We start from the raw sequence: 17,878 nt of genomic DNA, 5'->3' as shown, positions 1-17,878 counted from the left end.
GACAAGCTGGACCTGTAATGGGTGTAGGAAATTTCGGTGATTGGCCTAGGGGAAATGCCAGTGAACGTGAGGGGAGTAGGACGCTGCCCAAGGGCAAATAGCGGTTAAGTCGGCGCGGCCGCGTCTGTGCTGCCGGAGCTGGCAGCACAGGTTGTTTAATCTCAGAGCTGGAACTTGCCTACCAGGCCCTGCAGGTGGGTGCCCAAGCGTGCCAGCTCGACGCTGGAGGCGGCCGTTTCTTCGCTGGCGGCGGACGTTTGATCCGACACATCGCGCACATTCATCACGCTACGGTTGATCTCTTCAGCCACTGCGCTTTGTTGCTCAGCCGCTGCGGCGATCTGCTGGTTCATCGCCTGGATCGAGGAAACCGTGCGGGTAATGGTGTCCAGCGAGGTACCAGCACGACGGGTCAGCTCGACGCTGCTGTCGGTCAGGTTGCGGCTGGCGTCCATGGTGCTGACTACCTGTTGGGTGCCATTTTGCAGGCTGGCAATCAGAGCCTCGATCTCTTCGGTCGATTGTTGAGTACGTTGCGCCAGGCTGCGCACTTCATCGGCCACCACGGCGAAACCACGTCCGGCCTCCCCGGCACGGGCGGCTTCGATCGCTGCGTTGAGGGCTAACAGGTTAGTCTGCTGGGCTACCGACTTGATCACATCGAGGACGCTGCCAATTTTGTCGCTTTCGCCCTTGAGCTGGCCCATGGCCTCACTGGAGTGGTTCATCTCATGTGCCAGGCGCTCGATCTGGGCGATGGCTTCGCCAACCACCCGATCACCCTCACGCGCCTGCTGGTCGGCCACCAGGGCGGCTTCTGAGGCCTCTTCGGCATTGCGCGCGACTTCCTGCACAGTGGCAGCCATCTCGTTCATGGCGGTTGCCACCTGGTCGGTCTCGACCTTTTGATTGTTGACCCCAGCACTGGTCTGCTCCGTCACTGCCGACAGCTCTTCGGCGGCGCTGGCGATCTGGGTGACGCCGTCGCCAATGCCACCAATGAGCTCACGTAGGCTGACAGTCATGCGCTGCATGCTGCGTTGCAGTTGGCCAAGCTCGTCACGACGCTCGACCTTCAGGTCCTGGCGCAGGTCGCCGCTGGCGATGCGGTCGGCAGCGTTGAGGGTCTGGCGCAGGGGGATGACGATCTGGCGGGTGATGGCCCAGGCGGCAAGCAGGCCAAACAGCAGGGCCAGGGCGGTGGCCAGGGTGAGCATCGACTTGGCGTGCTGCGATTCGGCATCGCGCACCTGGGTCAGGTTGATAATCAACTGCTGGCTTTGCTCAAGGAGAATATCGCCTTGCGCGGCGACTTGCTGTGTTGCCTGGTCAGCGGCAGCTTGTGACACACCGAACTGAATGACCGCCGCACGGTAGCTGTCCAGCGCGCGAGTCGCTTGCTGGAAGCTGCTGGTGAAGTTTGCCGGTAAGACTTCTGCCAGGGTCTTCAGTTGCGTGCTTGCCTGGTCGATGGCATCAAGCGCTGTCTGTTGGAACTCGGCTTTGCCGCTGTAGGTGTAACCCCGGACCTGGAATCGCGCCTGCTGCAGCAGTTTTCCGGCCTCGACGACGCTGTTGAAAAGGTTCAGATCGCTGCCGCTGAGCAATTGTTTTTCGACTTCGGCAATCAATGTTGTGGCTTGGTCTGCGCTGCTGCCAAGTATTTGGCGACTGGCTTGACGTTGCTGGGCAGCCTTCTCCACTTCAGCCAGCCCTTGACGGTACTGTCGGGCGGCGTCCTTCTGCTGTTCGATGCGCCGTTGGTTGTCCGGGAGGACGATGCGTTGATCAACCTGTTGCAGTTGTCGATCAAGAGCCGCCAAGGCGTTGTTGAGGTTCTGCGCTGAGGCTTCATCACCCTTGAGCTGGTAGGCCTGGCGAGCGACGCGCAGTTCGAGGGTAGCCTCAAGCAGTTGGGAGATGCTGCCCAGGGTATCGCCGCGATTGGTGACGCCACTGATGCCCTGCCAGCCTGTCAGGGTAATGCTCAGGGTTAGCAACAGGACCAGGCCGAAGCCGATGCCGAGCTTGCGATTGACGCTCACGTTACCCAGGTGCTGGGCTAACCAACGATACATGGTGGGACTCCATTGCGTTCAGCAGAGGCGATTTTTTGTTCTGGTGCCTATGCATCGGCGCCGGAGCGCAAAACTGAAGTCAGAACAGGCGAGCGAGCAGGGCGGTGACCGCCGTCTCCACGCGCAGGATGCGCTCACCCAGTTGCACTGGGCTAAGCCCGGCCTTGCCCAGCAGATCAATCTCGTAGGGGATCCAGCCGCCTTCCGGGCCGATGGCCAGGGTTACCGGCTGGTCCAGGCCGCGCGGGCAAGGAGGGAAGGGGCCAGGGTGGCCGACCAGGCCAAGCGTGTCTTGGGCAATGGCTGGCAACCGGTCTTCGACGAAGGGTTTGAAACGCTTCTCGATGACGACTTCGGGCAGGATCGTGTCGCGAGTCTGTTCCAGGCCGAGGATCAATTGTTCACGGATGGCCTCGGGCTCCAGGAAAGGGGTTTGCCAGAAGCTTTTTTCGACCCGGTAGCTGTTGACCAGAATCAGTTTGGGCACACCCATGGTGGCGACGGTCTGGAACACCCGGCGTAGCATCTTCGGGCGTGGGAGGGCCAGCACCAGGGTCAGCGGCAGCTTGGCCGGCGGATCGCGGTCGAAGCTGACGGAAAGTTCCGCCTCATGGCCTTCCAGGCGCACTACCTGAGCTTCGCCCATCAGCCCGCCAATGCGTCCGACACGCAGGTTGTCGCCAACCGCCACGCGGTGGATTTCCTGCATGTGGGTAAAGCGCCGGTCGGCCAGAATGACGCGATCAGCCGCGATGAAGTCGGCTTCTTCGAGCAGCAGCAGGTTCACGGTTGAGTCGCTGGCGGCTGGTCGTTGTGGTCGTCGGCAGTGTCGTCGCGGTGTTCGCTGCGTTTACGGATCAGTGAGCCAAACAGAATACCGATCTCGAACAGCAGCCACATAGGCACGGCTAGCAGGGTTTGCGAGAAGATGTCCGGCGGAGTCAGGACCATCCCGACAACAAAGCAGCCGATGATCACGTACGGGCGGATCTTCTTCAGGTACTTCACATCGACCACGCCGATCCACACCAGCAGGACCACGGCCACCGGGATTTCGAAAGCCACGCCGAAGGCGAAGAACAAGGTCATGACGAAGTCCAGGTAGCTGGAAATGTCCGTCATCATCGACACCCCTTCGGGGGTGGCACTGGCGAAGAAGCCGAAGATTAGCGGGAACACCAGGAAGTAGGCGAAGGCCATCCCGGCATAGAACAGAATGATGCTGGAGATCAGCAGCGGAATTGCGATGCGTTTTTCGTGGCGGTACAGACCCGGCGCGATGAAGCCCCAGATCTGCTGGAGAATCAGCGGAATGGCCAGGAACAGCGAGACGATCATGGTCAGCTTGAACGGCGTCAGGAACGGCGAGGCGACATCTGTGGCGATCATCGTCGCATTGGCCGGCAGGTGCTCACGCAGCGGCGCCGAAACCAGGGTGTAGATCTGCTGTGCGAAGGAAAACAGCCCGGCGAAGATCAGGAAGATGGCTGCGACGCAGCGCAGCAGGCGAGTACGCAGCTCGGTGAGGTGCGAAACCAGCGGCATCGGCTGGTCGTTTTCCGGAATTTCGCTCATGGGACTCGCGGTGGCTGTGTCGGTTCTGGGGTGGCGCTGGCGGCCGGAGTGGCCTCGGCGCTGGCGGCAGCCGTTGGCACGCTGGCTTCGCTACTGGTCGCTGCAGCCGCAGGGGGCTGAGGCGTTACGCTCTGTGGGTTGAGGATCTTGCGCGCTTCCTGCTCCATGGAGAGGATGTGCTCGTTATGCAGCTGGCGGCGAATGTCATCGGCACCGATCTCACGCTCCACTTCCTGCTTGATCGCATTGAAGCTGCGTTTGAGACGACCGATCCACAGCCCGGCCGTACGCGCAGCGCCCGGTAGGCGCTCAGGGCCGAGCACCAGCAGGGCCACCAGGCCTACGAGCAGTAGTTCGCTGAAGCTGATCCCGAACATTGATCAATCTTTCCTGATCGGTTCTTCGACCTTGTGTGCCTGGCCGTCGATGGTGTGCGGCTGGTTCAACGGCGAAGCGGCCTGCGGTTGAACGGGTTGCACTGGAGGTGGGGTCTGCTCGTCGGGCTTGGACTCTTCTTCGTTCATGGCTTTCTTGAAGCCTTTGATCGATTCACCCAGGTCGCTACCGAAGTTCTTCAGTTTCTTGGTGCCGAACACCAGTACCACAACGACCAGCAGGACGATCCAGTGTTTCCAGTCAAAAATACCCATGGTGCAATCCCTCGAAATAATTCAGTTAGGCCGACGGCTGACGCGCTGCTTTCTCAGCGTGCCCGGACAGGCCGAAACGGCGGTCCAACTCATCCAGCACAGCCTGCGGGTGCTGGCCCAGTTCAGCGAGCATGACCAGGCTATGGAACCACAGATCGGCGGTCTCGTAGATGACATCGCTGTAATCTCCGCTGTGTGCGGCATCCTTGGCAGCAATGATGGTCTCGATCGATTCTTCGCCGAGCTTTTCCAAAATCTTGTTCAGACCCTTATGGTACAGGCTAGCCACGTAGGAGCTGTCAGGTTCGGCGCCTTTGCGCGCTTCCAGCACTTCGGCCAGGCGGGTGAGGGTGTCGCTCATGTCAGTGTCCTGCGTTGTAGATGGCGTTGGGGTCTTTGAGGACAGGGTCGACGGTCTGCCACTCACCGTTCTGGTAAACACGGTAGAAGCAGCTTTCACGACCGGTATGGCAAGCAATATGCCCCAGTTGCTCGACCATCAGGATGATCACGTCGGCGTCGCAGTCCAGGCGCATTTCATGCAGTTTTTGCACGTGCCCTGATTCTTCGCCCTTACGCCACAGTTTGCCACGCGAACGCGACCAGTAGATGGCTCGCTGCTCGGCGGCGGTCAGCGCCAGCGACTCGCGGTTCATCCAGGCCATCATCAGCACGCGCCCGGTTTTGTGGTCCTGGGCGATAGCCGGTACCAGGCCATCGCTGTTCCAGTTGATCTCGTCCAGCCAGTCTTTCATGTACGACTCCAAAACGAGAGGCTCGATCCTCTGCCGGCCCCTTGCGCTAGTGTGCCAGTCAGCGACGCGGCTGGCTATCGACGCACGATCAGGTAAAGGCCGGCGGCCAGCATCAACCAGGCGGGCCAGGCGGCCGGGGCGCTGAGGCTGACCGCACCGGCGGCCAGGGTCGCTCCACCGCCGAGCAACCCGGCACCGAGCAGGCGTAAGGCCCAGCCATCACCCTTCTGCTGCCAGGGGCTAGGCGGGTCAGCCAAATGCGGCTGTGACATGCGTTCGAGCAGGTCGCGGGTCATACCGGCCAGGTGTGGGATCTGTTCGACCTGGCCGTGCAGGTTCTGCAGCAGGGTCTTGGGGCTGACCCGCTCGCGCATCCAACGCTCCAGGAAGGGCTGGGCGGTGCTCCACAGGTCCAGCTCGGGGTAGAGCTGACGACCCAGGCCTTCGATGTTGAGCAGGGTCTTTTGCAGCAGCACCAGTTGAGGCTGAACTTCCATGTTGAAGCGGCGCGCGGTCTGGAACAGGCGCATCAGTACCTGGCCGAAAGAAATATCTTTTAACGGTTTTTCGAAGATCGGCTCGCAAACGGTACGGATCGCCGCCTCGAACTCATTGAGCTTGGTGTGCGCCGGCACCCAGCCCGAATCAATGTGCAGCTGGGCTACGCGGCGGTAGTCGCGTTTGAAGAAGGCAAAGAGGTTGCGCGCCAGGTAGTCCTGGTCTTCAGGGGTGAGGCTACCGACGATGCCGCAGTCGATCGCAATGTATTGCGGGCTCCACGGTTTGACAGTGCTGACGAAGATGTTGCCCGGGTGCATGTCGGCATGAAAGAAGCTGTCACGGAACACCTGGGTGAAGAAAATCTCCACACCACGCTCGGCGAGCATTTTCATGTCGGTACGCTGGTCGGCCAGGGTGACCAGGTCGGTGACCTGAATGCCATAGATGCGCTCCATCACCAGCACTTTGGGACGGCACCAGTCCCAGTACACCTGGGGCACGTACATCATCTCCGAGCCCTCGAAGTTACGCTTGAGTTGGCTGGCATTGGCCGCCTCACGCAACAGATCGAGTTCGTCGTAGATGGTTTTCTCGTAGTCGTTGACCACTTCCACCGGGTGCAGCAAGCGGGCGTCGGCCGAGACGCGCTCGGCACCGCGGGCAATCAGGAACAACCAGGCCAGGTCCTGAGCGATGACCGGTTTGAGGCCAGGGCGCACGACCTTGACCACCACTTCTTCACCACTCTTGAGTTTGGCGGCATGAACCTGAGCTACCGAGGCCGAGGCCAGTGGCTCGACGTCGAAGCGGCTGAATACGTCGCTGATTTTCGCCCCGAGCTGTTCTTCGATCAGGGCGATGGCCTGCTGTGGATCGAAGGACGGCACCCGGTCCTGCAGCAGCATCAGCTCATCCGCGATGTCTTCGGGCAGCAGGTCGCGACGGGTCGACAACAGTTGGCCGAACTTGATGAAGATCGGCCCCAAGTCCTGCAGGGCCAGGCGCAGACGTGCGCCGCGACTGAGCTCCAGGGTCTTGCGTGGGAACCAGCGCCAAGGCATCAGATGCCGCAGGGCCATCAGCCACCAGGGTAGTGGCAGTTCGAACAGCAGGTCATCGAGGCGGTAGCGGATGACCACGCTCTGGATGCGCAACAGACGGCGGACGGCAAGCAGCTTCATGCGTTATCGCTGGTATCAAGGGATCGGGCAAGGCGCTCAATGCGCGCCTCAAGGCGTTCGATATCGACTTTGAGTGTGTCGAGTTCGCTGAAACGGGCCTCGGCTTCGCGTTGACCAACCAAGGTGCGGGCTTCTTCGGCCAGGTACTCGGAGAGGTTCTGATTGAGATTGGCCAGGCCTTGGCGAGTCCAGCTGGCGCGGCTGCGCAAGTGGCCGCTGAGCAACTGTGTGGCCACGGGACCAAGCCAGCGCGAGACTTCGTATTCCCAGTCAAGCTCGAGGTCCTGTAGCACCGCGACCAGGTCCAGCAGCACAGCGCTGTCGCCTTCGAGCTCGACCTGCGGGCTGTGCAGTACCGCGCTCTTGTCCTGGCTAAGGGCCAGGCGCACCAGGCTGCTGGCCGGGGCGCGCAGGGTGCAGTCGGCCTCCACTGCCCAATGCGAGGCGAGCATCAGCCCTTCTTCACTGGGCAGGATGAACAGTTGCAGGGCCGGCTGGCGGCAGTCGATGGCAATCACCTTGCCATCGAGCGAGCGCAAGCGCGGCAGTGCGGTGCTGTCCAGGCGCAGGACACGGTTCAGGCCGTGCTCGACGCTGGCAAGGAGGCCGGCCAGGAGCATCAGGGCTTGATACCCCGGTGCAGGGCAACGATGCCGCTGGTCATGTTGTGGTAAGTGACGCGGTCGAAACCGGCCTCGACCATCATCGCCTTGAGGGTTTCCTGGTCAGGGTGCATGCGGATCGACTCGGCCAGGTAGCGGTAGCTTTCCGAGTCGTTGGTGATCAGCTTGCCAGCCAACGGCATGAAGGCGAACGAGTAGGCGTCGTAGACCTTGGACATGAAGGTGTTGGTCGGCTTGGAGAACTCCAGCACCAGCAGACGGCCACCGGGCTTGAGCACCCGCAGCATCGAGCGGATGGCGTCGTCCTTGTGGGTGACGTTACGCAGACCGAAGGCGATGGTCACGCAGTCGAAGTGGTTGTCCGGGAACGGCAGCTTTTCAGCGTCGGCCTGGACGAATTCGATGTTGCCGGCCACACCTCGGTCGAGCAGGCGGTCGCGACCGACTTTGAGCATCGACTCGTTGATGTCCGCCAGTACGACTTGGCCGGTCGGGCCAACCAGTTGCGAGAACTTGGCCGCCAGGTCACCGGTGCCGCCGGCGATATCCAGGACCCGGTTGCCGCTGCGCACACCGGACAGTTCGATGGTGAAGCGCTTCCACAGGCGGTGCATGCCGCCGGAAAGCACGTCGTTCATCAAGTCGTATTTGGCCGCTACCGAATGGAAAACCTCAGCAACTTTCTCTGCTTTCTGGCTTTCCGGCACGTTCTGGTAGCCGAAATGGGTGGTGGGTTCGGCGTGGTCGCCTTTGCGCTGATCGTTCATATCGCTTCACCGGGAAAAATTACTGGCCATTCTAGGGCGTACGGTCGGATTTGTCTTGGCGGGGTGTGTCGCAGGTCGGGGCGAGGGCATAATAGAAGTATGCCTCTGAACCCAGGATTGAATGAATGACCCAGATCAGCGTTGAGCGCAAACACAGCCTGGGCCGCGAAGCGGCTCGGGAAAAGGCCCAAGCCCTGGTCGACAAGCTGGCCCGCGAGTACGACCTTACCGCCCGATGGAATGGCGACCGGGTCGAGGTCAAACGCAGCGGTGCCAATGGCAGCGTGCAGATCGGTGAAGACACCATCAAGGTCGAGCTGAAGCTGGGCATGATGCTGTCGATGATGAGCGGGACGATCAAGAGTGAAATCGAGCGGGCTTTGGACAAAGCCTTGGCATGAGCCGGTAGGAGCGGATTAATCCGCTCCTACCGGCATTTTCTTGCCTTAGGGTGAGAATTCTAATTTTTCTCCCTACCTTGTGCTCAAGCCCAACTTCCATGGGCAGTTCCTCCATATCTTTTCGAGCGTGAGGTGCAGAGCATGGCCAAAGTGATTTTGAAGAAGAAAGATGACGCCCAGGGTACGCAGGGTGAGGTGCGCGGCTACGCGCGCAAAATTTGGCTGGCAGGCCTGGGCGCTTATGCCCGGGTGGGTCAGGAAGGTGCTGACTACCTGAAAGAGCTGGTCAAGGCCGGTGAAACCGTGGAGAAGCGTGGCAAGAAACGCATCGACCACGAGCTTGATGCCGCCAACAGCCAGATCGATTCGGTCAAGGGTGAGATCACTAACGTCAAGGGCAAGGTCGAAGTTCAACTCGATAAAATCGAAAAGGCTTTCGACACACGGGTCGCCAGCGCCTTGAATCGCATCGGCATTCCGTCTAAACATGACGTGGAGGCACTCTCTGCCAAGCTCGATGAGCTGACGGCATTGCTTGAACGTGTCGCACGTAAACAATAAGGAGAGCGGGATGGCTGGCAAGAAGAATAGCGATAAAGAAAGCAGCTCCTGGGTCGGGGGGATCGAGAAGTATTCCCGCAAGATCTGGCTGGCGGGGCTGGGTATCTACTCCAAGATCGATCAGGACGGCAACAAGCTGTTCGAATCCCTGGTCAAGGATGGTGAGAAAGCTGAAAAACAGGCCAAGGGCTCCGTTGACGCGGCCAAGGCTTCAGCCAAATCGGCCACCTCGCGCGTGGGTGATGTGAAAGACCGTGCACTGGGCAAATGGAGCGAGCTCGAAGAGGCTTTCGACAAGCGCCTGAACAGTGCCATTTCGCGTCTGGGCGTGCCGAGCCGCAATGAAGTCAAGGCGCTGCATCAGCAGGTTGATACCTTGACCAAGCAGATCGAGAAATTGACCGGTGCATCGGTCAAGTCGGTCTCGAGCAAGCCGGCTGCGACCAAAGCTGCGGCCAAACCGTTGGCCAAGGCTGCACCGAAAGCGGCAGCTAAACCTGCAGCCAAGCCATCGGCGAAAACCGCGGCGGCTAAACCAGCAGCCAAGCCAGCTGCTAAGCCTGCGGCTGCGAAAACTGCAGCAGCCAAGCCGGCCGCGGCGAAAAAACCGGCGGTGAAAAAAGCCCCGGCCAAGCCTGCAGCTGCCAAACCGGCAGCACCGGCTGTCAGCGCAGCACCGGCGCCAAGTGCAGCTCCTGCTGTCACCTCGGCACCGACTGCAGCGGCACCATCAGCGCCATCAGCATCGGTGAGCCCGCTGAATCCGTCCTGATTGCAGGCTGTTGTCAGCAAACGCCCGGCCTTAGTGCCGGGCGTTTTCATTTGTGTTCATTGCAGGTCTGGCCCGCTGTAGCCGCTGCCGCGAGGCTGCGAACCAGTGATTTTCAGCCATCCAGATAGCGCAAGGCCAACTGTTCAGCCGCATGCCGCGAGCCGGTTTCCAAGTGCGGCGCGACCAGCATCATCACCTGATACACCACTACGCCGACTTCACCTTCGCGCGCCAAAACCCGTTGGTAATCCAGTGAGAACAACAGGGTCAGGGTAATCTGCTCAACCAGCTGCCCCAGCGCCCGCGTATCGCTGGTCACCTGACCTTGGGCCTTGAGGCTGGCGAGCAGGGCGGCCAGGGTGCGCTTGAGGGCATTGAGCAGGTTGCGCATGCCGCGCGCCAGTTTCGGCAGGCGCCCGGTCAGGTTCGACAGGTCCTGGAAGAGGAAGCGGTACTGGGCCATGCGTTCGACGATCAGGTGCAGGAACAGCCAGTAATCCTCGGCCTCCAGGCGTACTTCCAGGGGCGGGTCGAGCAGAGGGGTAAGCTCATCCTCAAAGCGTTCGAACAAACCCAACACCAGCGGCTCCTTGCCGTGGAAGTGGTAGTACAGGTTGCCCGGGCTGATCCCCATTTCATTGGCGATCTCCAGGGTTGAGACATTCGGTTCGCCCTGCTGGTTGAACAGCTGCAGGGCACACTCGAGAATTCGGTCGCGGGTTTTCATCCGTTCTTCTTGTTCAGCGCGCCTGGACGTAAGTACCGGGCGCGGGGTCCATGGGAGGGTAATTTTGGTTACCCAGGGCCATCAGGGTTTCGCGCTGGGCACCTGAGCGCGCCTGAATCCAATCAAGCCACTGTGGCCACCAACTGCCGTCCACCTGTTTGGCATCGTAGAACCAGGCCCGTGGGTCGCTGCTCAGGCGCGGGTTGTCAACGTAGTGCGCCTTGGGATTACCGGGTGGGTTGAGGATGCTTTGTACATGGCCGCTATTAGCCAGAATGAAGCGTTTGTCGCCGCCCAGCAGCAGGGTCGAGCGGTACACCGCATCCCAGGGCGTAATGTGATCATTGCTGCCGGCCACGCTGAAGCTGTCAACGTTGACCTTCTGCAGGTCGATCGGGGTACCACACACTTCAAGGCCAGCGGCATGGGTCAGCGGGTTGTGCTTGAAGAAGTCCAACAGATCGCCGTGCAGGGCAGCCGGCAGGCGGGTGTTGTCGTTGTTCCAGTAGAGAATATCGAAAGCCGGTGGTGCCTTGCCGAGCAGGTAGTTATTGACGAAGTAATTCCAAATCAGATCATTCGGGCGCATCCAGGCGAAGACCTTGGCGATCTCCCGGCCGTCGAGCACGCCTTGTTGATAGGAGCGACGCTTGGCGGCCTCCAGGGTCTGTTCATCGGCGAACAGGCTGGCCGGACTATCGATCTGGCTGTCGAGCAGGCTGACCAAGTAGGTGGCACTGCTGATTCGACGCAATTGTCGTTTGGCCTGCAGGTGGCCTTGCAAGGCGGCCATGGTCAGGCCGCCGGCGCAGGCCCCCATCAGGTTGACTTCGCGGCTGCCGGTGATTGCCCGGCAGACATTCATGGCTTCTTCCAGTGCTTCGACATAACTCGACAGGCCCCATTCACGATGACGCCGGTCGGGGTTGCGCCAGCTGATCATGAAGGTCTGCAGACCATTTTTGAGCATGTATTGAACGAAGCTGTTGGCCGGGCTCAGGTCGAAGATGTAGAACTTGTTGATCTGCGGCGGTACCACCAGCACCGGCCGGGCGTACTGGGTTTCGCTCATCGGCTTGTACTGGATCAATTCCAGCAATTCGTTGCGAAAGACAACGGCACCTGGGGTAGTGGCCAGGTTACGACCGACCTCGAACGCCTCGGGATTGACCTGGCGCGGCAAGCCGTCGTTGTGGCGCAAGTCATCGACCAGGTGATTCAAGCCTCGCGCCAGGCTCAGGCCGCCGGAGTTGAACAGCTCTTTGACGGCTGCCGGGTTGAGGAGCGAATTGCTCGGTGACATGGCATCGCTGAGCAGGGCAAAGACAAAGTGCGCGCGGGCGCGGTCATCGGCCTCCAGCTGGCTTTCATCGATCCATTGGCGGGTTTGCTTCTGCCACGCCAGATAAGCCTGGAGCCCGCGGCTGTAAAACGGATTGAGGTTCCACGCAGGGTCCTTGAAGCGATTGTCGCGGGCATGGGGCTGGTGCGGGGTGTCACCGAGCAGCACGCGCCCCAACTGGCCGCCCAGGGCGAGCATGTGTTTGGCGGTGTGAAGCGGGTGACGCAGGCTGTGGCGGCTGACATTGCGTAAGGTGGAAAGTAGGTCACGGCCGCGCAGGCCGGTGATCGCATTCTGCACATTCATATGTGAGGTGGGGACCGGTACCGACCCCTTTGCGAGCTTGTCTTTCATCAGGCAACACTCCGTCGTCAGGCCAACTACAAACAGATCAATGCAAGAGCGACACCAACCTCATGCCGTACACCGGCCTTGGGCGTTTGATCGCAGCGTCTTAGCTGGGGGCGGGCCGAGGGTGCATGACGGCGCGTTGGCGCTCTTGCTGGAGAAACTTCATGATGATCGGGGCGACGGCTTCGGCCCGGGTGATCAGGAACAAATGACCGTCGTCGATTATGTGTAGCTGGGCATTGGGAATCCGCCAGGCCAACAGGCGCATATTGATCAACGGAATCAACGGATCATCGTCACCGGCCAGTACCAGGGTCGGTTGCTGGATCTTGTGCAGCCAGTGAACGCTGGTCCAGCCAAGCCCGGCGAACAGCTGCCAGTAGTAACCGAGTTTGCCCGAGGAGCGCACTTTGGCGGCATGTGCCGTGGCCAGGTCAGGGTCGCGGCGAAAGGCCCCGCCATAGATCTGCGGTGCGATGCGGATGACATGCGAGGGTTGAATGTAGCGTCTGGGGCTGGCCATCAACCACAACACCTTGGGCTTGCCCGGGACCATCACCGCGCCTGCGGCGGTGGCTGCCAATACCAGCTTTTTGCAGCGCTCGGGATAGTCGTGGGCGAACTGCTGGGCCAGCGCCCCACCCCAGGACACACCGATGGCATTGACCTGTCCGTAGTCGAGGTAGTCGAGCATGCGTGCGGTGAGCTTGGCCAGGCCCGGGAAGCGGTAGGGATGCCGGGGCGTCGACGAGCCACCGACACCGGGCACGTCGAAAGCAATGACTTCCAGGTCCGGGTCCAGGGCCTGGATGAAGGGGAACACCAGCTCCAGGTTGGCGCCGATGCCATTGAAAATCAGCAAGGGCGTCAAGTGCGGCTTGCCGGGGCGAACCGCCGTGCGGATGGTTTGGCCATCCAGGTCGACGGTTCTGAAAATATACGGTTGCGGCATGCGCGAAACCCTGTGGTGGATGATTCACCGCGACCCGTTACTGGCCGCGGCGTTCGCTGCAACTAGCGCTCGTGTACGTAGGTCCCTGGCGCGGCCTCGGCCGCGGCATGGGCTTTGTTGCCCAAGCGTGTCGGCGCTTTTTTCAGTTCACCAGAGCGCTCGGTCAGCCAGTTTTGCCAGTGCAGCCACCAAGAGTCGGTGTGCTTGTGGGCGTTCTCCTGCCATTGCTTGGTGCAGGTTGGCATTTCGCTGCTGGTCATGTAGCGCGCTTTGGGATTGCCTGGCGGGTTGAGTATGCTCTGGATATGACCGCTGTTGGACAGCACGAACTCGACATTGCCACCAAACAGCTGGGCTGAGCGGTAGCAGGCTTGCCAAGGCGTGATGTGATCAGTAGTGCCGGCCAGGCTGTAGATATCGGAGGTAACTTTCTTCAGGTCAATGGGCGTGCCGCACACTTCCAGTGCATCGGCACGGGTCAGTGGATTACTTTTGAACATTTCGATCAGGTCGCCATGGAAGGCGGCCGGCAGGCGGGTGGTGTCGTTGTTCCAGAACAGGATGTCGAACACTGGCGGCTCGTTGCCCAGCAGGTAGTTGTTGACCCAATAGTTCCAGATCAGGTCGTTGGGCCGCATCCAGGCGAACACCTTGGCCATGTCGCGGCCTTCAAGCACGCCGGCCTGGTAGGACTGGCGCTTGGCCGACTCGAGCGTCTGTTCGTCAACGAACAGGGCAACCTGGTTATCGAGCGTGGTGTCGAGGACGCTGACCAGCAGGGTCAGGGCGTTGACCTTGGTTTCACCCAGCGCCGCATAGTGACCCAGCAGTGCGGTGCAGGTGATGCCGCCGGAGCAGGCACCGAGCATGTTCAGGTCTTTGCTGCCGGTGATCGCCAGGATCACATCGACGGCTTCTTTGAGGGCATCGATGTAGGTCGACAGGCCCCATTCGCGCTGAGCTTTGGTCGGGTTGCGCCAACTGACGATAAAGGTCTGCACGTTGGAGCGCAGGCAGAAGCGCGCCAGGCTCTTCTCCGGGCTGAGGTCGAAAACGTAGAACTTGTTGATCTGCGGTGGCACCACCAGCAGCGGACGCTCGAGCACTTGTTCGGTGATCGGCTTGTACTGGATTAACTCCAGTACATCATTGCGAAACACCACTGCGCCTTCACTGGTGCCCAGGTTCTTGCCGACCTCGAAGGCTTCCATGTTGACCTGGCTGGGCATGCCACCGTTGTGGACCATGTCCTTGGCCAGGTTCGACAGACCATCGAGCAGGCTTTTGCCACCGGTTTCGAAAAAGCGTTTGACCGCTGCCGGGTTGGCGGCGGTATTGGTCGGGGCCATGGCTTCAGTCATCAGATTGATGACGAAGTGACCACGACTGATGTCCTGGTCCGACAGATTGCTGGTGTCGATCCAATCATGCAGTTCTTTACGCCAGGCCAGGTAAGTCTGTAGGTAGCGGCGATAAAGAGGGTTCTGGCTCCAGGCTGGATCATTGAAGCGACGGTCGTCGTTTTCCGGTTGCAGGGCCGACTTGCCGAAGATCACGTTCTTGAGTTCCAAGCCGAAATGCGCGACATGCTTGGCACCATGCAGCGGCTGACGAATAGCTTGGCCCAGCACCATTCGCGCAGAAGTCAGTAAATCCTTACGGCGCAAGCCGATCACAGGGTTCAGGCCCAGTGTGTTTTCCGAGGCTTGGCGCTGCAGGTCATCGTTGTTCTTGTTACTCATCTACGACGCTCCGTTGTCCTGAGACGAGTACCGGCCTGCTGTGCGCGTTACACAGACGAGTGCCCGGTACTGCTGCTCGGGTGACCAGTGATAACGAACTGCGGTCCTGCGGCCGGATGCAAACGACGATGAGCCATGCGGGTTTTTTCTGCTTGAGAAGACTGCCTGCTTTCGCTCGCGACCTCTGCATACCGGCTCGACCCTGCTGTAAATCAATGCAGGGAGCTTGCCAGATCCATTGGTTACCCGACTTTCGAGTGTTGCGCAAGACGGCCAATCATTGGCCGTTGAGCAGGCATTCAAGCAAATAGAATTAGAAAATGCGCTCTAAACCTTGTAAGGCCTGAACTAGAGCATCAGCTTGACGATTGACTCGGAAGGGTCGCGGGATTTTCCGGCTTTGGCCAACTCGTCGAGGTAGTCTTTCCAGAGGTCCTCTTGGCGCAGGCACAACTGCTCCAGGTACTCCCACGTGAACAAGCCGCTGTCGTGGCCGTCATCGAAGGTCAGCTTCAGTGCGTACTGCCCGGCCGGTTCGATTTGGCTCAGGCCTACACCCAGTTTGCCGAATTGCAGGATCGGGTTGCCGTGGCCTTGGACCTCGGCGGAGGGGGAGTGCACGCGCAGAAATTCTGCGGGCAGGTTGTATACCTCATCGGGCCCGTAAGTCAGGCTCAGGGTTTTGGAGGCTTTGTGCAGGTTGATGCCGGTAGGGAGTCTGGCCATATGGTTCAGGGCCGCAAGCGGCCCTGCCTGTAAGAGAATGAGGCTTACAGAATATAACGAGAAAGGTCTTCGTTCTGCGCCAATTCGCCCAGGTGGCTGTTGACGTAGTCGGCGTCGATACGGATCGGTGCTTCGCTGTGGGCACTGGCCAAGTCACCGGCGCTGAACGAAACCTCTTCGAGCAGGCGCTCGAGCAGGGTGTGCAAGCGACGCGCACCGATGTTCTCGGTCTTCTCGTTGACCTGCCAGGCGATTTCGGCCAAGCGTTTGATGCCTTCGGCGGCGAACTCGATGTTCAGGCCTTCGGTCTTGAGCAGCTCGCGGTATTGCTCGGTCAACGAGGCGTGCGGTTCGCTGAGGATGCGCTCGAAATCTTCAGGGCTCAGTGCCTTGAGTTCGACGCGGATCGGCAGACGACCTTGCAGTTCAGGCACCAAGTCGCTGGGCTTGCTCAGGTGGAATGCACCGGAGGCGATGAACAGGATGTGGTCGGTTTTGACCATGCCCAGCTTGGTGTTCACCGTGCAGCCTTCGATCAGTGGCAGCAGGTCGCGCTGCACGCCTTCGCGGGAGACGTCGGCGCCGCCGACATTGCCACGCTTGGCCACTTTGTCGATTTCGTCGATGAACACGATGCCGTGCTGTTCGACCGCTTCCAGGGCCTTGGCCTTGAGTTCGTCTTCGTTGACCAGGCGGCCGGCCTCTTCGTCACGCACCAGTTTCAGTGCTTCTTTGACCTTGAGTTTGCGGCTCTTGCGTTTGCCCTTGCCCATGTTGGCAAACAGGTTCTGTAACTGGTTGGTCATCTCTTCCATGCCCGGTGGCGCAGAAATATCGACGCCCATGGCTTCGGCCACTTCGATCTCGATTTCCTTGTCATCCAGCTGGCCTTCGCGCAGGCGCTTGCGGAACAACTGGCGGGTGTTGGAATCCTGGCTGGTGGTCTGGTCTTCGTTGAAGCCGGTGCGTGCCGGTGGCAGCAAGGCATCCAGGATGCGCTCTTCGGCAGCGTCCTCGGCACGGTGGCCGACACGGATGATTTCCTGCTCGCGGAGCATCTTGATGGCGGCGTCAGCCAGATCACGGATGATCGATTCAACGTCACGGCCGACATAGCCGACTTCAGTGAACTTGGTCGCTTCGACCTTGATGAACGGGGCATTGGCCAGCTTGGCCAGGCGCCGGGCGATTTCGGTCTTGCCGACGCCGGTAGGGCCGATCATCAGGATGTTTTTTGGCGTGACTTCAACGCGCAGCTCAGCAGGGAGCTGCATGCGCCGCCAGCGGTTACGCAGGGCAATGGCGACGGCGCGCTTGGCATCATCTTGGCCGATGATGTGGCGGTTGAGTTCGTGGACGATCTCGCGGGGGGTCATGGACATGGTTGTGATGGTCCTTGGGCTCGATAAGTCAGCGTGGAAAAGCCCGGCCGTCGGGGCCGGGCGCCAGAACAGCTGAGTTACTCGGCCAGGTCCTGCTCCTCGATAGTCAGGTTGTGGTTGGTGAACACACAGATGTCACCGGCGATGTTCAGGGCGGTCTCGGTGATTTCACGCGCCGAGAGATCGGTTTTTTGCAGCAAGGCACGGGCGGCAGCCTGGGCATAGCCACCACCGGAACCCATGGCGATCAGGCCGTCTTCCGGTTCGACGACGTCACCGTTACCGGTGATGATCAGCGAAGCGTCCTTGTTGGCTACGGCCAGCATGGCTTCCAGGCGGCTCAGGGAGCGGTCGGTACGCCATTCTTTGGCCAGCTCGACGGCGGCACGGATCAGATGGCCCTGGTGTTTTTCCAGCTGGCCTTCAAAACGTTCGAATAGGGTGAATGCGTCGGCGGTGGCACCGGCGAAACCGGCGATGACCTGGCCGTGGTACAGGCGGCGGACTTTCTTGGCGTTGCCTTTCATCACGGTGTTGCCGAGAGAAACCTGGCCGTCGCCGCCCATGACGACTTTGCCGTGGCGGCGAACTGAAACGATGGTGGTCAAGGGAGAGTCTCCACGCAGCGGGGCGAAAATGCCTGATGCAGACTCATATGGGGGTGGTGGGAAGGATTTCAACCTTGAAGGATGAGCGGTAGTGCGATGGGCTGGCTATGCCTGGACCTGTTGTGGGAGCTGGACTTGCCGGCGATGGGGCGCGTAGCGGCCCTTTTTCGCAAGGCAAGGCCGG

General features: G+C 60.4%; 20 protein-coding genes and 1 pseudogene. 3 read left to right on the top strand and 18 right to left on the bottom strand.

Translation table 11 applies throughout. The features are described from left to right. Nucleotides 1–161: 161 nt before the first annotated feature. The 11 genes and pseudogenes from CX511_RS25750 to ubiE all read right to left on the bottom strand — a co-directional run bounded on the left by CX511_RS25750 (nt 162) and on the right by ubiE (nt 8,130). Nucleotides 162–875: a methyl-accepting chemotaxis protein gene (locus tag CX511_RS25750; protein WP_409077870.1), complete on the bottom strand. Its 714-nt coding sequence runs from the start codon at nt 873–875 to the stop codon at nt 162–164. A 141-nt stretch (nt 876–1,016) separates the two neighbouring features. Next, nucleotides 1,017–2,078: pseudogene (locus tag CX511_RS25745) on the bottom strand (methyl-accepting chemotaxis protein); the annotation flags it as partial. A 79-nt stretch (nt 2,079–2,157) separates the two neighbouring features. Beyond that, entirely contained in the window at nt 2,158–2,865 is a 708-nt protein-coding gene (locus CX511_RS24290; protein WP_045181893.1) for a 16S rRNA (uracil(1498)-N(3))-methyltransferase, read from the bottom strand. Continuing rightward, nucleotides 2,862–3,653, bottom strand: coding sequence for a twin-arginine translocase subunit TatC (gene tatC, locus CX511_RS24285; protein WP_045181895.1), 792 nt, complete (start codon nt 3,651–3,653; stop codon nt 2,862–2,864). The genes CX511_RS24290 and tatC overlap by 4 nt, the downstream gene beginning before the upstream one ends. Then, entirely contained in the window at nt 3,650–4,030 is a 381-nt protein-coding gene (gene tatB / locus CX511_RS24280; RefSeq protein WP_045181897.1) for a Sec-independent protein translocase protein TatB, read from the bottom strand. Before tatB ends, tatC begins: the two co-directional genes overlap by 4 nt. A gap of 3 nt (nt 4,031–4,033) precedes the next feature. Further along, on the bottom strand, nt 4,034–4,303 hold the full coding sequence (locus CX511_RS24275) for a twin-arginine translocase TatA/TatE family subunit (RefSeq protein WP_045181901.1): 270 nt from the start codon (nt 4,301–4,303) through the stop codon (nt 4,034–4,036). A gap of 25 nt (nt 4,304–4,328) precedes the next feature. After that, nucleotides 4,329–4,664 carry a phosphoribosyl-ATP diphosphatase gene (locus tag CX511_RS24270; protein WP_045181903.1) on the bottom strand — a complete coding sequence of 112 codons (336 nt, stop codon included), beginning with the start codon at nt 4,662–4,664 and terminating at the stop codon, nt 4,329–4,331. A gap of 1 nt (nt 4,665) precedes the next feature. Next, on the bottom strand, nt 4,666–5,058 hold the full coding sequence (gene hisI / locus CX511_RS24265) for a phosphoribosyl-AMP cyclohydrolase (protein WP_045181907.1): 393 nt from the start codon (nt 5,056–5,058) through the stop codon (nt 4,666–4,668). 74 nt (nt 5,059–5,132) lie between these two features. Further along, complete coding sequence (ubiB, locus tag CX511_RS24260) at nt 5,133–6,740, bottom strand: ubiquinone biosynthesis regulatory protein kinase UbiB (protein WP_045181911.1); 1,608 nt, start codon at nt 6,738–6,740, stop codon at nt 5,133–5,135. Next, a complete protein-coding gene (locus CX511_RS24255; RefSeq protein ID WP_045181913.1) occupies nt 6,737–7,360 on the bottom strand; it encodes a ubiquinone biosynthesis accessory factor UbiJ in 624 nt (207 codons plus the stop codon). The genes ubiB and CX511_RS24255 overlap by 4 nt, the downstream gene beginning before the upstream one ends. Then, nucleotides 7,360–8,130: a bifunctional demethylmenaquinone methyltransferase/2-methoxy-6-polyprenyl-1,4-benzoquinol methylase UbiE gene (gene ubiE, locus CX511_RS24250; RefSeq protein WP_045181914.1), complete on the bottom strand. Its 771-nt coding sequence runs from the start codon at nt 8,128–8,130 to the stop codon at nt 7,360–7,362. The genes CX511_RS24255 and ubiE overlap by 1 nt, the downstream gene beginning before the upstream one ends. Nucleotides 8,131–8,255: 125 nt before the next feature. Between ubiE and CX511_RS24245 the strand changes: the two genes are divergently transcribed. From CX511_RS24245 to CX511_RS24235, 3 genes are all read left to right on the top strand, one after another. Beyond that, nucleotides 8,256–8,531: a polyhydroxyalkanoic acid system family protein gene (locus CX511_RS24245; protein ID WP_045181915.1), complete on the top strand. Its 276-nt coding sequence runs from the start codon at nt 8,256–8,258 to the stop codon at nt 8,529–8,531. Between the two features lie 141 nt (nt 8,532–8,672). After that, complete coding sequence (locus CX511_RS24240) at nt 8,673–9,092, top strand: phasin family protein (protein WP_045181916.1); 420 nt, start codon at nt 8,673–8,675, stop codon at nt 9,090–9,092. A 10-nt stretch (nt 9,093–9,102) separates the two neighbouring features. Further along, nucleotides 9,103–9,864 carry a phasin family protein gene (locus tag CX511_RS24235; protein WP_101293772.1) on the top strand — a complete coding sequence of 254 codons (762 nt, stop codon included), beginning with the start codon at nt 9,103–9,105 and terminating at the stop codon, nt 9,862–9,864. A gap of 112 nt (nt 9,865–9,976) precedes the next feature. On the opposite strand, the gene CX511_RS24230 is transcribed toward CX511_RS24235, so the two are convergent. The 7 genes from CX511_RS24230 to hslV form a co-directional block, all read right to left on the bottom strand. After that, nucleotides 9,977–10,591 (bottom strand): TetR/AcrR family transcriptional regulator, encoded by a 615-nt coding sequence (locus tag CX511_RS24230; protein ID WP_045181920.1) that lies wholly within the window; start codon nt 10,589–10,591, stop codon nt 9,977–9,979. Nucleotides 10,592–10,604: 13 nt separating this feature from the next. Further along, on the bottom strand, nt 10,605–12,287 hold the full coding sequence (gene phaC, locus CX511_RS24225) for a class II poly(R)-hydroxyalkanoic acid synthase (RefSeq protein WP_045181922.1): 1,683 nt from the start codon (nt 12,285–12,287) through the stop codon (nt 10,605–10,607). Nucleotides 12,288–12,387: 100 nt separating this feature from the next. Beyond that, nucleotides 12,388–13,236, bottom strand: coding sequence for a poly(3-hydroxyalkanoate) depolymerase (phaZ, locus tag CX511_RS24220; RefSeq protein ID WP_045181925.1), 849 nt, complete (start codon nt 13,234–13,236; stop codon nt 12,388–12,390). Between the two features lie 62 nt (nt 13,237–13,298). Beyond that, on the bottom strand, nt 13,299–14,978 hold the full coding sequence (gene phaC, locus CX511_RS24215) for a class II poly(R)-hydroxyalkanoic acid synthase (RefSeq protein WP_101293773.1): 1,680 nt from the start codon (nt 14,976–14,978) through the stop codon (nt 13,299–13,301). A 348-nt stretch (nt 14,979–15,326) separates the two neighbouring features. Next, entirely contained in the window at nt 15,327–15,704 is a 378-nt protein-coding gene (locus CX511_RS24210; RefSeq protein WP_045181930.1) for a gamma-butyrobetaine hydroxylase family protein, read from the bottom strand. Between the two features lie 44 nt (nt 15,705–15,748). Beyond that, entirely contained in the window at nt 15,749–17,086 is a 1,338-nt protein-coding gene (hslU, locus tag CX511_RS24205; RefSeq protein WP_045181933.1) for an ATP-dependent protease ATPase subunit HslU, read from the bottom strand. Nucleotides 17,087–17,163: 77 nt separating this feature from the next. After that, the gene (gene hslV, locus CX511_RS24200) at nt 17,164–17,694 is read right to left on the bottom strand and encodes an ATP-dependent protease subunit HslV (RefSeq protein WP_045181936.1); all 531 of its coding nucleotides are present in this window, start codon (nt 17,692–17,694) and stop codon (nt 17,164–17,166) included. Nucleotides 17,695–17,878: the final 184 nt, after the last annotated feature.

The organism is Pseudomonas sp. S06B 330 (assembly GCF_002845275.2).
GTDB lineage: Bacteria > Pseudomonadota > Gammaproteobacteria > Pseudomonadales > Pseudomonadaceae > Aquipseudomonas.
Note: the sequence above shows the minus strand (reverse complement) of the source record. Positions and strands in the feature narration are given on the sequence as shown.